Origin of the sequence: Bariatricus sp. SGI.154 (genome assembly GCF_050313795.1) — a bacterium.
GTDB lineage: Bacteria > Bacillota > Clostridia > Lachnospirales > Lachnospiraceae > CAMBRQ01.
Genome location: NZ_JBNPMC010000003.1, coordinates 65,523 through 78,479, shown reverse-complemented (window position 1 = coordinate 78,479; position 12,957 = coordinate 65,523). Strand labels below are relative to the sequence as shown.

13 protein-coding genes are annotated in these 12,957 nt (G+C 41.8%); 1 reads left to right on the top strand and 12 read right to left on the bottom strand.

The features are described from left to right. Window positions 1–16: 16 nt before the first annotated feature. The 5 genes from ACQRBN_RS03055 to ACQRBN_RS03035 form a co-directional block, all read right to left on the bottom strand. On the bottom strand, window positions 17–1,411 hold the full coding sequence (locus ACQRBN_RS03055) for an LCP family protein (RefSeq protein WP_427737479.1): 1,395 nt from the start codon (window positions 1,409–1,411) through the stop codon (window positions 17–19). A gap of 77 nt (window positions 1,412–1,488) precedes the next feature. Continuing rightward, window positions 1,489–2,433: a glycosyltransferase family 2 protein gene (locus tag ACQRBN_RS03050; RefSeq protein ID WP_427737478.1), complete on the bottom strand. Its 945-nt coding sequence runs from the start codon at window positions 2,431–2,433 to the stop codon at window positions 1,489–1,491. Beyond that, window positions 2,433–3,746 (bottom strand): O-antigen polymerase, encoded by a 1,314-nt coding sequence (locus tag ACQRBN_RS03045; protein WP_427737477.1) that lies wholly within the window; start codon window positions 3,744–3,746, stop codon window positions 2,433–2,435. Before ACQRBN_RS03045 ends, ACQRBN_RS03050 begins: the two co-directional genes overlap by 1 nt. Then, window positions 3,730–4,860: an LCP family protein gene (locus ACQRBN_RS03040; protein ID WP_427737476.1), complete on the bottom strand. Its 1,131-nt coding sequence runs from the start codon at window positions 4,858–4,860 to the stop codon at window positions 3,730–3,732. Before ACQRBN_RS03040 ends, ACQRBN_RS03045 begins: the two co-directional genes overlap by 17 nt. A 20-nt stretch (window positions 4,861–4,880) precedes the next feature. After that, a complete protein-coding gene (locus ACQRBN_RS03035; protein ID WP_427737475.1) occupies window positions 4,881–6,284 on the bottom strand; it encodes an undecaprenyl-phosphate glucose phosphotransferase in 1,404 nt (467 codons plus the stop codon). 277 nt (window positions 6,285–6,561) lie between these two features. Between ACQRBN_RS03035 and ACQRBN_RS03030 the strand changes: the two genes are divergently transcribed. After that, window positions 6,562–7,542, top strand: coding sequence for a glycosyltransferase family 2 protein (locus ACQRBN_RS03030; RefSeq protein WP_427737474.1), 981 nt, complete (start codon window positions 6,562–6,564; stop codon window positions 7,540–7,542). A gap of 83 nt (window positions 7,543–7,625) precedes the next feature. Here ACQRBN_RS03030 and rfbC read toward each other — a convergent pair whose 3' ends face one another. From rfbC to ACQRBN_RS02995, 7 genes are all read right to left on the bottom strand, one after another. Further along, entirely contained in the window at window positions 7,626–8,234 is a 609-nt protein-coding gene (rfbC, locus tag ACQRBN_RS03025) for a dTDP-4-dehydrorhamnose 3,5-epimerase (RefSeq protein WP_427737473.1), read from the bottom strand. A 49-nt stretch (window positions 8,235–8,283) separates the two neighbouring features. Next, complete coding sequence (gene rfbD / locus ACQRBN_RS03020) at window positions 8,284–9,225, bottom strand: dTDP-4-dehydrorhamnose reductase (protein ID WP_427737472.1); 942 nt, start codon at window positions 9,223–9,225, stop codon at window positions 8,284–8,286. A 68-nt stretch (window positions 9,226–9,293) separates the two neighbouring features. Beyond that, complete coding sequence (rfbB, locus tag ACQRBN_RS03015) at window positions 9,294–10,313, bottom strand: dTDP-glucose 4,6-dehydratase (protein ID WP_427737471.1); 1,020 nt, start codon at window positions 10,311–10,313, stop codon at window positions 9,294–9,296. 43 nt (window positions 10,314–10,356) lie between these two features. Beyond that, window positions 10,357–11,253, bottom strand: a complete 897-nt coding sequence (rfbA, locus tag ACQRBN_RS03010) for a glucose-1-phosphate thymidylyltransferase RfbA (protein ID WP_427737470.1) — start codon at window positions 11,251–11,253, stop codon at window positions 10,357–10,359. A gap of 144 nt (window positions 11,254–11,397) precedes the next feature. Further along, window positions 11,398–11,781, bottom strand: a complete 384-nt coding sequence (locus tag ACQRBN_RS03005; RefSeq protein ID WP_427737469.1) for a protein-export chaperone SecB — start codon at window positions 11,779–11,781, stop codon at window positions 11,398–11,400. A gap of 11 nt (window positions 11,782–11,792) precedes the next feature. After that, window positions 11,793–12,482, bottom strand: coding sequence for a hypothetical protein (locus ACQRBN_RS03000; RefSeq protein WP_427737468.1), 690 nt, complete (start codon window positions 12,480–12,482; stop codon window positions 11,793–11,795). Continuing rightward, complete coding sequence (locus ACQRBN_RS02995) at window positions 12,458–12,895, bottom strand: hypothetical protein (protein WP_427737467.1); 438 nt, start codon at window positions 12,893–12,895, stop codon at window positions 12,458–12,460. Before ACQRBN_RS02995 ends, ACQRBN_RS03000 begins: the two co-directional genes overlap by 25 nt. Between the last annotated feature and the right edge of the window lie 62 nt (window positions 12,896–12,957).

The window sequence follows — 12,957 nt, the reverse complement described above, 5'->3', positions numbered from 1 at the left end:
ATTCTCTTAATGTCTCTTACATTGTACCGTCGTCTCCGCCAGCACCGCCTGCTTCCCCACCGGTTCCACCAGTCTCTCCACCGGTTCCGCCGCCAGTCGTTCCGCCACCGGTTCCGCCGCCAGTCTCTCCGCCGGTTCCGCCGCCGGTCTCCCCACCAGTTCCGCCACCGGTTGTTCCGCCGCCAGTTGTTCCGCCACCGGTTCCGCCGCCAGTCGTTCCGCCAGTCGTTCCACCGCCAGTTGTTCCACCGCCAATTGTTCCGCCGTTACCAGTATTGGTATACGTCTCCTCCGGCTGCTCCATAATTCCCTGGGTAGCCTCATCCGTATCTGCTTCTCTGTCTCCGGCTTTGGCGATAATCTTGCTACTGATTGATGCTACGGTTGAAGATGCCGTATACGTATCGCTCTCTCCATAGAAGAACTTGTGAAGCTGTTCTACATTGCTATCCAGTGTAACCGGAATAACAACGCTTCCAACCCCTGACAGCGTGTCTGTTGTCTTATCAAATGGGAATCCCGTTGTCTCTCCTAACTGGTAATCAAAAGCATCTTTGGCATACTCAAGTATCTCTGCCATTGTAAAGTTTGTAGATACTTCAGGGAATACCTTATCAATAATCTTGTTGATCTGTGCCAGACTAGCTCCCTGCAATTTTTCGATAATCTTCGACAAGACATCTCTCTGACGCTCTGCACGCTTAAAATCATCTCCAGCCGTATACCGGATTCTGGAATAAGCCGTTGCCTGAAGACCATTTAACGTCTGAAGTCCCGGCTCTGTAACCCCCGGCGACACCCGTCCAGTCACTTTCATAATCTCAATCGCATATCCACAGATATAGGAGATCTCCTCCTCCTGTACATCTATCTCTACACCACCTACGGCATCTATCACATCAATCAACGCATCAAAATTCACGGTCACATAATGTTCTATATCCATGTCCAGATTCTTATTCAGCATGGCCACAGCCGCTTCCGGTCCGCCATAAGAATATGCTGCATTCGCCTTATCTAAGGATCCGTCCTTTTGCTCCAACATTGTATCACGATAGATAGAGGATATCTTCACTTCCATCGTCTCCCGATTCAAACTGGCAATCATAATCGTATCGCTTCGCGTACCTTCCCCTAGTTCCGCATCACGGGAGTCCACGCCGAACAGCGCTACGTTCAGATATCCGGTTCCCCGCTCCTTTGCTTCCTCCGATACATTCAATGCTTCCGGATCTAATTTTACCGTCTCTATCTTCGATAACTTACTTGCCAGAATTCCAACTCCGGCTGCTGCAACCAGTGCTACCGTTCCGCCAAGAATGGCTCCAATCTTCTTACCCAGCGACCAGGAGGCAAATCCACGCTTCTTCGATCTGCGCCCACGCCTGTAATGCTTTCTTCCCTTTGCCATTATCCAATATCCTTTCTTTTCGACATGCTTATGATAATACTCTTCACTATATTACTCCATTTTCTGCGAAACTTCAATTATAAATCACGGTTTTCTGCCGTTTTTTCCCAATATGTCGTGCTTGCAGAACATATTTTCACAAGCCATAGCGGAAGTCTCCTGTAATTCTGCCCTAATTTGTACCCCAAGTACTTACAGCCGCTCTTATAGATCAGGCTTGGAATCAGGTAAGGTTTTCTGCTTTTTATCAAATGCATCATGGTCTGTGTCACTAAGCGAATCCCCTCACTCTCCGAGCGAATCCCCTCAAAGATCTCCGGATGATCTGCCTGTGATACTGCCAGATCAAAATTCCGATGGAACTGCTGTAAGCCCGAGTAGTTATGCGAATGTATCACCTGTGCCTCTGCGGCATAAGCCACCTGATATCCGGCATTCACCATCTTCGCTGCCATGATCATATCTTCATTGAATATCGTTCTTTTGGTAAATCCTCCCATCTCCTGGTAGATATCTCTACGATATGCCGCACATACATCCGAACAGAAATAGGTCTTAATTCCAAGTTCCGGAAGATCGCTCTGATCCTTCACCCTGCTTTCTCCCGGATAATTGAATCTCCTGGTATACCGTTCTATAAAGTCACAGTCTTTCGCCGGAAGCTGACGTGCATAAGAGACTCCTACACGATCCGTCTGCTTCAATGCCTTCACCAGTCCTTCAATCAGCCGGACATTCGCCGGAACTGCATCCTGTGTCATGAATACCAGAATCTCCGCATCGGATAAGGAGAATCCCATATCACGGGTTGCGCCATGATCGAACTTGGTCGGATCAATATGCGTCACACTGACTCCCGGCATTCGCTCCACCTCTTCCGGAAAAGTTCCCGACTTCGTATTAATCACGTGGATGCGCCTGATCGGATAGTTCTGCTTACCTAATCTACGCAACAATTCTTCAAACTTGCCGTCCGGACGATATGTCGGAATTACCACATCTACAATACTCTGATTACTCATCACTTTTCTTCATCCCTTTTCTTATCATATCCCACAAACCAGTACATCATCCCTGTCAGAATCAGCCAAAACCAAGTGGTTGGATTACTAAACCATGTTGTAAAAAACGCAAGTCCAAGATAGATCGCCAACTGTCCATAGAACAGATATGACACCGGATTCGTACTTCTCTTTACAACTTTCACTAATATTTTTGCCACAACACCAAGAAGTGCTGCAAATATGAACACACCAACAATTCCGAAATCATAATACGCATCATAGAACATCGTAAGCGTTGTCAACTCAGGCTTCGTCAGATATACCGGCGAAGCAATCAATTCCGGAAATACGAATTTCAACCCCGTCAGGGCAAATGCAGGGAACAACATTCGAATTCCCCATGTATGCTCTGCCAACTGCGCAACCATGCAGTTAAAATTCTCAAAATTATTCGCCACATACATGTATGGCTGCGTAATGAATATCGGCATCTTCTCATATTTCATCTCAAAGATACCATTTAAGTATGTCACATCATGATGCCTGAACACCGTCAGAATTACATAGATTGGAATTAATGCCACGACCAGTATTACCATAGTTCGGAGCCGTATTTTCTTATTCACCATAATATATGTAACTACGGCAAATCCTACTGCAAACAATAATTGGAATCTGGATACACACAAGAACGGCACTGCCACCGCAATCACATTCGTTATCACAAGTATCATTCTGTTCCGATATCCAATCACACTGCTCACCTTAATATACAAGATTGTAATTGCCGGAATCAGAATACAACTGATGGTAAAATAATGCACTCCCGACACATGAAAATAAGAATATGCATGAGGCTCATCCGAAAATAACGGAATGAATCCCACCTTTACCGCCTCAAACGTAAAACAAAGCACAGAGAGTACCGCAAGTCCAACAATGCACAAAAACAGCCTCTTTGCCTGCACATCATCCTTATCCAGTTCCTTCTCCTCTGTCTTACCGTATTTCTGTCCCCACTCATAACCGATTCCGAATCCGACATAAATCAGGAAGAAGCACAGCCATGTAATGTATTGCCATTCTTGCTGCAACTTACTTAACTGCAGACAGGCAATCCCCTGGCCTCCTACCCAGGCAAGGGTAAAAAGTGCCCGCAATTCAACAAGGCTCCCCGTCTGTCTTACCCAATGCACATATAAGAACAGTGCTTCTAACATCAGTATCAGTCCGGAGATATAATACAAACCTGCCAGAGATGCAATATAACTTACAAGAAAAGCAAGCATATACGTACCATATTCCAAGATAATATTATTGCGTCTCCTCATTGTGTACATCTCCTTCAAACGTAGTCTCCATCGCCGTTGTATCTTCTGTCACACCTGTCAGATAGATAATATCATCATGAATCTGCTGTACCTTCTCAGATGGTACATAGTCCGCCTCGCCAAACAGATTCTGATGCAGCATCGTCACATTACTAACGAAATCTATCGGCACCACATAAGAGCCTTCATGATTCAGGACTGATTCACTCGTTGTCACATTATACGGGAAGCCTGACGTATCCACAATATTGTAATCCAGAATATTCGAAGCAAATCCCAGCATATCACTAATTGTCAGACTGGTGGATATCTGTGGGAATACTTCATTGACAATCTTATTCAAGGTCACAATGTTCGCCTTCTTTGCTTTCTCAGCCACCTTCTGAAGCACAACTCTCTGGCGCTCCGTTCTCTTAAAATCCATTCCATCCGTATAACGGATTCTGGCATATCCCACAGCATGAACACCATCCAGCACATAAGTTCCTGCCTCTTCCTCAATCGGCACCATCTCTTTTCCTACGACCTGCGCTGTCTCAGATGCATATCCATTACTGTAGAACGCTTCTTCCTGAGTCAGTTCCATTTCAATACCCCCCAGTGCATCTATGACATCCACCAACGCACTAAAGTTCACACTGACATAATTCTGTATATCCAGATCAAAATTCCTGTTTAACAGACTGATTGCCGCTTCCGGTCCGCCTGAGTGATACGCCGAATTCGCCTTTTCATAGGTTCCATCCGCCTGCTGAAGCAGCGTATCACGATAGACAGATAAAAGCCTCACATCATTCGTCTCATTGTTAATGCTTGCAATCATGATACAATCACTCTGTACTCCACCCTCCAATTCGCCATTCCGCGAATCCAGTCCGAAAAGCGCAATATTCGTATACGGTCCTGTATCCCTGTAAGCCTCCAACTTATCTTTATTCAAGATATTAATATCCAATTTGTCCAACTTAAATACTCCATAAGCAACCACGCATAAAACTGCAAGTATAATCACCTCAAAGGTTAGAAATGCAATTCTTTTTCTGCGCCTTTTTCTTCTCTGTCTCTGGCGTTCTTCACGCGCCATCTTCTTCGTCATGCGTTTTTTCTTGCTCATACTATTTCTCCCCTTACAGGCTAATATGCGTTCTTGTTTACAAAGCCTTTAAAAAATGTCAAAAAGATAATCTTAAAATCAAATCCCAGCGTCCAGTTCTCAATATAATACAAATCATGCTCAATACGCCCGCGAATGGATGTATCCCCCCGGTATCCATTCACTTGTGCCCATCCCGTAAGACCAGGACGAACCTGATGCTTGACTCTGTATCTTGGAATCTCCTCGCTGAATTTCTCAACAAACTGCGGCCGCTCCGGTCTTGGTCCCACCAGGCTCATGTCACCTTTTAATATATTGAAAAGCTGCGGTAGTTCATCAATACTTGTCTTACGTATGAACTTGCCAATCGGGGTCACTCGCGGATCATCCTTCGTCGTCCAGCCCGCTTTCTCCACCTTCGCATCCTGCACAATCATCGAACGGAACTTGTACATATAGAATGGCTTATTCTGAAGCCCGATTCTCTCCTGCTTAAATATCAACGGTCCTGGCGCCGTTATTTTGATAATGATTGATACAACTAACATAACCGGAGAAAACAATGTAATTGCAACCAACGCTCCAAAGATATCCACACATCTCTTCATAAATGCATTCAACATATTATTCAGCGGAACATGACGGATATTAATGACTGGAAGTCCGATCAGATCCTCCGTATACGGCTTGGTTGGGATGATATTATTGTAATCCGGAATAAACTTCGTATGCACTCCGGACTTCTCACACATGCTTACAATATGTTCCAACTTGTGATATTCTGCCAGTCCCAGTGTGATAGCAATCTCATCCAACTTATTCTCTGGCAATACGATCGTCAGGTTCTCCGTTCTTCCTAACACTTTAATCCCGCGGTATTCAGTTCCCCTTGGCACATTATCCGCCAGAATTCCTCTTACAATATATCCCCATTCAGGATTGGCAATAATACGGTCAATATACTGCTCTGCCGCCCGACTGTACCCGACCAGCAGGATATGCTTCTGATTATAGCCCTGTCTACGCATATTCCGCAGAATCTCACGGATAATATTTCGTATGATTACTTCCACAAATACATTCACGCAAAAGAATACGAAAATCATCTTTCGAGAGAAATCAGACTGTTTCGTCAGATACAGCAATAATATGAATGCCATCAATCCAATCGCATTGGCCTGCATAATGTGCCATGCTTCCAGCCGCCTGCCCTGCACACGCTTCGGCGTATATAACTGGAACGCATAATATAGAATCAAGTATCCCGGTACTATAAACAATAGAACCTTCATATACTCCTGTAGAGATAGAAACCAGGGATCCAATGCAAATATCCCGCTCTTAAATCTAAGATACCACGCTGCCACGTAGGAAAACGCAATCGCCAGCGCATCAATTACTACATGCAATCTATTCAATAACTTCTGATTATCTTTAATCACGTTCTTCACCTGTTTTTCATAGTTTATTATCGTTAATCAGACGCTTCCATCTAACCATTACACTTTATAATACAATAATTTGCCTGAATCGACAACCCATTGTATGGCGGATTTTCTTAACATTTCATTAATACTTTTGAAATATTTATACTCATATTCTTCAGTTCATGTAGAAAATAGTTGAAATCTCTGCTATAATGAGGCGGTAAACCAAAACAAACTTATACAGTTTGTATCGTTACATGCTTAAGTATCAAGAATCGGAGCAGAAATGAATATGAAAGTAACAATTGTAATACCAAATTACAACGGGAAACATTTTATGGAGCCATGTCTGGCTTCACTGAAAGAACAGACATACCGTGATTATAGAATTCTTGTGGTAGACAACGCTTCTACGGATGGAAGCATCGAATATATGAAAGAGAATTATCCAGAGATTGATGTCATTGCCCTGGATCAGAATTATGGATTCAGCAGGGCAGTGAATGTCGGAATACAGAATTCTGCTACCCCATATGTCATTCTTCTTAATAATGACACAACGGTTGATCCACATTATGTTGAAGAGATGGTAAAGGCTATTGAAAAATCGCCGCGAATCTTCTCTGTAAGCAGTAAGATGATTCAGATGTATCACCCGGAATTGATTGACAGTGCAGGGGATCTCTATACGCTGATCGGATGGGGAATCTGCCGGGGTACCGGACGTCCGGTCACAAATTACACGGAAGCAGACGAGATATTCACAGCATGTGCCGGGGCGGCAATCTATCGCAGATCCGCCTTTAAGAAGATTGGATATTTTGATGAGAATCATTTTGCTTATCTGGAAGACATTGATGTGGGATATCGGGCGAAAATCTACGGATATAAGAATATGTACTGCCCGACAGCACTTGTATATCATGTAGGAAGCGGGACAAGTGGATCGAAGTATAATTCCTTCAAGGTGAAGTTATCCGCAAGAAATAACATCTATCTTAATTATAAGAATATGCCTATTGTGCAGCTGATACTGAATTTTCTTCCACTGCTTGCCGGGTATCTGGTGAAATATGCATTTTTTATTAAGATAGGGTTCGGCAAAGATTATAAAGAAGGGATCAAAGAAGGATTGCAGACTATGAAGGCTCAGAAGAAAGTTAAATTCAGGCTGCGCCATCTAGATAATTATGTTCGTATTGAACTTGAACTGATTGCCAATACTTTTGCTTATGCCAAGGATTGGATTACGCGGAAAACAACCGGAAAATAATGCCAGAATTTCAAAACAGCGCCTATGGACTAACCTCCAGGGCGCTGTTCTTTCTCTAACTAAAGTTTTCCTAACATTTGTACCTAAAAATGAAATGTATCTTTCAATCCAACCCACAACTGATCCTTATCACTCAGATTCAAGGCCGTACCATCTTCCAACTGATATCCGGCCGCTGAAGCCGTACCTTTATACTCACCGGTCAACTGCGGCCACTCAATTCCAATCTCCGGATCATTCCATGCAAGTCCGCCTTCATCTCCCGGATGATAGAAATCCGTACATTTATAACAGAATTCCGCGATATCACTCAACACCAAGAATCCATGTGCGAATCCCTGCGGGATATAGAACTGCTTCTTATTCTCTTCTGTCAGTTCAATACCGAACCATTTTCCATATGTTTCGCTGTTACTTCTTAAGTCTACTGCCACATCGAATACAGATCCTTTAATGACTCTTACTAATTTTCCCTGTGGGAATTCTTTTTGGAAATGCAGTCCTCTTAAAACTCCCTTGGTCGAGCAAGACTGATTATCCTGCACGAACTCCATCGTAAGCCCTGCTTCTTCCATATCCCTCTGGTTATAAGTCTCCATAAAGTATCCTCTGGCATCCCCATGAACGGTTGGCTCGATGACACAAAGACCTTCAATCCCTCCGGCATTCTTCTCAACTTTAATCTGTCCCATAATCTTCGAATCTCCTTACCATTTTCCTTAAACTCTGTTATTTTTGAATCTAGAATTCAATTTCCTTCAAATACCTTCCAAGAGCATCCTGCCAAGTTGGCAGAGGCTCAAATCCATTTTCAGCCAGTTTGCTCTTATCCAGTCTGCTATTGAATGGACGCGCAGCCTTGGATATACCGTACTCTTCTGTTGTAACCGGCTTCACGCTTAATCTATCCTCCGAGTACTCAGTATGACCTAATTCTACCGCCTGACGGAAGATCTCCTTCGTAAAATCATACCAACTGATGTAGCCACCTTCATTCGTCGCATGATAGTAACCGTATTTCTCAGTCTCAATCATATCTACCAGAAGCCTTGCCAGATCATAGGTATAAGTCGGAGTTCCAATCTGATCATTTACAACCTTAAGCTGATCATGGGTCTTGCCGACGTTCAGCATCGTTTTAATAAAATTCTTGCCGTTCTTGCCAAATACCCATGCGATACGTACGATAAAATACTTAGAAAGATTATCAGCCACCGCCAGTTCCCCTTCTAACTTCGTCTCGCCATATACATTCAATGGCTTGTAATCCTTGCAATCCGGCTGCCAAGGTTCTGTGCCCTGGCCATCAAATACATAATCCGTACTGATATATACCATCTTACAATCCAACTGCTTGCAGATTTTTGCAATATTCTCCGTACCGCCGGCATTGATTGCACGTACCTTCTCTACTTTATCATCATCCTCTGCCATATCAACAGCCGTCCATGCCGCGCAATGAACTACTACATCCGGATTCACATCCGTAATCTTCTTCTCAACCGAAGACGCATCCGTAATATCCATCTGCATATAAGGCATGGTCGTCACTGCAGAACCGTCTGCTACTCCACTGTATTCAGGAGCAATATCAGAGCCGATTCCTTCATAGCCGCGTTTCGCCAGTTCATTCATCACATCATGACCAAGCTGACCGCCGACACCCGTCACTAATACCTTCATATCGAAAATCCTCCTAATCTTGTATGCCGTATATCTGTCCTATCATATTCCACAATTCCAGTCATATATTAGCGGTTTGCGTACATCTTCTCATAATAATTCTGATACTCACCAGATATGATAGTCTCCCACCATTCTTTGTTATCCAGATACCACTGGATTGTCTTCTTAATACCATCTGCAAACATTGTCTCCGGAAGCCATCCAAGTTCATTGTGAATCTTTGTCGGATCAATCGCATAACGCATATCATGACCTTTACGATCTGTAACATAAGTAATCAGACTCTCCGGTTTCCCTAATTCCTTACAGATAATCTTAACGATATCGATATTCTTCATCTCATTGTGTCCGCCAATATTATATACTTCGCCGACGCGTCCGTTATGGATAATCAGATCAATTGCCTTACAATGGTCTTCTACATAGAGCCAGTCACGTACATTCTCACCCTTACCATATACCGGAAGTGGTTTGTCATTCAATGCATTGGCGATCATCAGCGGGATCAGTTTCTCCGGGAAATGATATGGTCCATAATTATTAGAACATCTGCTGATTGTTACAGGAAGTCCATAGGTTCTATGATATGCCAGCACTAACAAGTCTGCTGCCGCCTTAGAAGAACTGTATGGGCTGCTCGTATGGATCGGGGTCTCTTCTGTGAAGAATAAGTCTGGTCTGTCAAGTGGAAGATCTCCATATACTTCATCCGTAGATACCTGGTGATAACGGGTAATTCCGTATTTTCTACATGCATCCATCAATACAGCAGTTCCCTTAATGTTCGTATCCAGGAATACTTCCGGATTCTCGATAGAACGATCCACATGGCTCTCTGCTGCAAAGTTCACTACGATGTCCGGATGCTCCTCTTCGAATAATTTGTATACTGCTTCGCGGTCTGTAATGCTTTCTTTTACAAATCTGAAATTCGGGTTGTCCATTACAGGTGCAAGTGTTGACAAGTTCCCTGCATATGTCAAGCAGTCCAGACATACAATACGATAATCCGGATACTTGTTCAGCATGTGAAATACAAAGTTACTTCCGATAAATCCGGCTCCACCAGTTACAATAATATTCATGATATTTTCTCCTCTTTTCAAAAAAAATTTTTAATACTCTGGATTAATACAGATTCTCCTGATATTTTCCATCTAATACATCCTTTAAGTACTGTCCATACTGATTCTTCTTCAATACCTCATATACTTCCAGTACTTCTTCTTTAGAGATCCATCCATTCAGGTATGCAATCTCTTCCAAGCATGCAATCTTACGATGCTGATGAGACTCTACCGTTTTCACAAAATTCGTTGCATCTACAAGACTTTCATGTGTTCCTGTATCCAGCCATGTGAAGCCCTGTCCAAGCAGTTCCACATTCAGATGCTCTGACTCCAGATACACTCTGTTCAGATCTGTAATCTCCAGTTCTCCACGAGCACTCGGCTTCAAGTTCTTTGCATATTCTACAACTTTATTATCGTAGAAATACAAACCGGTTACACAATAATTACTCTTTGGCTTCTCTGGCTTCTCTTCGATAGAGATTGCCTTTCCTTCATGATTGAATTCTACGATACCAAAACGCTCCGGATCATCTACATAATACCCGAATACAGTCGCTCCTTTCCCTGTTTCTGCATTCTGAACCGCAGCTTTGAGACGCTTCTTCAATCCATGGCCAGCAAAGATGTTATCTCCAAGAACCATTGCAACCGTATCATCACCGATGAATTCTTCACCAATAATGAATGCCTGTGCAAGTCCGTCCGGGCTTGGCTGAACCGCATAGGACAGATTCACGCCAAACTGATGTCCGTCTCCTAAAAGTTCATGGAAACGAGGGGTATCCTGCGGAGTTGAGATAATCAAAATATCGCGGATACCTGCGTTCATCAGAACAGACATCGGATAATAGATCATTGGCTTGTCGTAGATTGGCAATAACTGCTTGGATGTTACCATGGTCAGAGGATACAGACGTGTGCCGGAACCTCCTGCTAATATAATTCCTTTCATGTGGAACCTCCTTTGTATTTTTAAGATAATTATAGTGTTCTTAAATTAGTCAATTTCATTCGGTCTATTTGTATTATAAAAGGTGACGCCAGGTCACCTTCAAGGGTTTTTTATACTTTTTTACACTTTTTTCATATTTCATACTCAATTATCAACATTGATAAAAGGAATATGAAACGGGGGCAGCCCCGCTTGCATTGTTATATTGGCAACAATAGGTCTAAAATAAGAAATTAACATTACTGCAGTATTTCTTTTCAATAATTTTGTTACTAATTCTTCTGAAATATCATCTTTCCAACTAAATTCCGCACTTAAAATACCATCCACAAAAAAAGGAGCTTTTGCATCTCTTCCTCCAATTTTTAATCTCAATTTTGAAAGAGCCATTTTTTCTTCTATCCGTTTTGTTTCTACATTAATCTCAATAGGAATTCCATCTTGCTTATTTTTATCAAATTCTTTATTAACTTCAAATGTAATCCTTTCCAAAATAGGGTTTGTAAACTGAAATGAACTTTCTGTCATAGACATTCTCCTTACGCTATAAATTGACAATCAATACAGTTATTTAAATTTGTATCATTCGTACAACTAATTAATACCGCTGTGGTAATTGGTTCATCTTTCGCAACTTCTTTTTCAGTATCATTTACGATTATATTATTCTTTTCATAAAAAACATTTTTTAGTGATTTTATAATAATTTCTCCTTGTAATGTCTCTGTCTGTTTCGTTTTTAATTCATCGCTATCTACTATAAAAAAACTCCGCAGCCGCTCCGTATAAGGCACTGAAATAACTTTATACAGACTTTCAATCCTAGATTCATTTTCCAAAACATCAATATATTCGCTAATTTTTTTATTATTCAACTCAAAAAAGATGCCTGAATCAGGTAACATATTCGCGCTTACTTCATCTACAGGAATCGATTTTAATCTAAAAACAGAACACTCGAAATCATAATACACATAAAGCATTGTTCCTTCATCTGAATCCCGAAATACCTGTTCCATTGTTTTTTCATTCTTTAGTAAATTAAGTAAAAGTTTCGCATTTACATTAGCAATAATGTATTCACCTTGTTCTTCGTCAATACATAACACAAGTTTTCTACATTTTTTTTTATCGAGACATACAAATAAGAGTGGCACATCGAATGTTACCAAATCTATCTCTCTGTACAATATTCCATAATCAATTATTTCGATCCATTTTTCTCCCATACTTCAATCACCTCAAATTCATCAGACGGATCTATCTCATCATATAAATACCAATGAATATGTGTAGTTCCTTTTTCTCTAACTCTTGGACCATGCTCTGATCTCATTATTCCTTTTGCCACTGCTCTCCCTTTTTTAGGAAAATGAACCGCCATGTGAAGTTCTTCCAAATCACGAAAACATGAACAACTATAACTTTTAATATCTGTTTCCGAAAAACCTGGAAGTCCCTTTTCCATCTGCGACTTAAAATCTTCTTGGGTTATTTTTTTCTTATTTTCAGTGTATTTTACTCCTCTATACACTTCTTCTGACCCATATTCTGTCTCCAAATCTTTTGGAAAACCTACTTTTCCTTCCTTCAATGCATTACGTAATACTGAAGGAAAGCGCAAATAATAATCTTTATTCATATTTTTTCTCGTACCTTGAATTTCAATACTACTCCCCCTGAAATTCTTACCCACATCCGACC

Coding starts and splice junctions, on each gene's coding strand:
- ACQRBN_RS03055 (WP_427737479.1), bottom strand. CDS start 1,411: ATGGCAAAGGGAAGAAAGCATTACAGGCGTGGGCGCAGATCGAAGAAG.
- ACQRBN_RS03050 (WP_427737478.1), bottom strand. CDS start 2,433: ATGAGTAATCAGAGTATTGTAGATGTGGTAATTCCGACATATCGTCCG.
- ACQRBN_RS03045 (WP_427737477.1), bottom strand. CDS start 3,746: ATGAGGAGACGCAATAATATTATCTTGGAATATGGTACGTATATGCTT.
- ACQRBN_RS03040 (WP_427737476.1), bottom strand. CDS start 4,860: ATGAGCAAGAAAAAACGCATGACGAAGAAGATGGCGCGTGAAGAACGC.
- ACQRBN_RS03030 (WP_427737474.1), top strand. CDS start 6,562: ATGAAAGTAACAATTGTAATACCAAATTACAACGGGAAACATTTTATG.
- rfbC (WP_427737473.1), bottom strand. CDS start 8,234: ATGGGACAGATTAAAGTTGAGAAGAATGCCGGAGGGATTGAAGGTCTT.
- rfbD (WP_427737472.1), bottom strand. CDS start 9,225: ATGAAGGTATTAGTGACGGGTGTCGGCGGTCAGCTTGGTCATGATGTG.
- rfbB (WP_427737471.1), bottom strand. CDS start 10,313: ATGAATATTATTGTAACTGGTGGAGCCGGATTTATCGGAAGTAACTTT.
- rfbA (WP_427737470.1), bottom strand. CDS start 11,253: ATGAAAGGAATTATATTAGCAGGAGGTTCCGGCACACGTCTGTATCCT.
- ACQRBN_RS03005 (WP_427737469.1), bottom strand. CDS start 11,781: ATGACAGAAAGTTCATTTCAGTTTACAAACCCTATTTTGGAAAGGATT.
- ACQRBN_RS03000 (WP_427737468.1), bottom strand. CDS start 12,482: ATGGGAGAAAAATGGATCGAAATAATTGATTATGGAATATTGTACAGA.
- ACQRBN_RS02995 (WP_427737467.1), bottom strand. CDS start 12,895: ATGAATAAAGATTATTATTTGCGCTTTCCTTCAGTATTACGTAATGCA.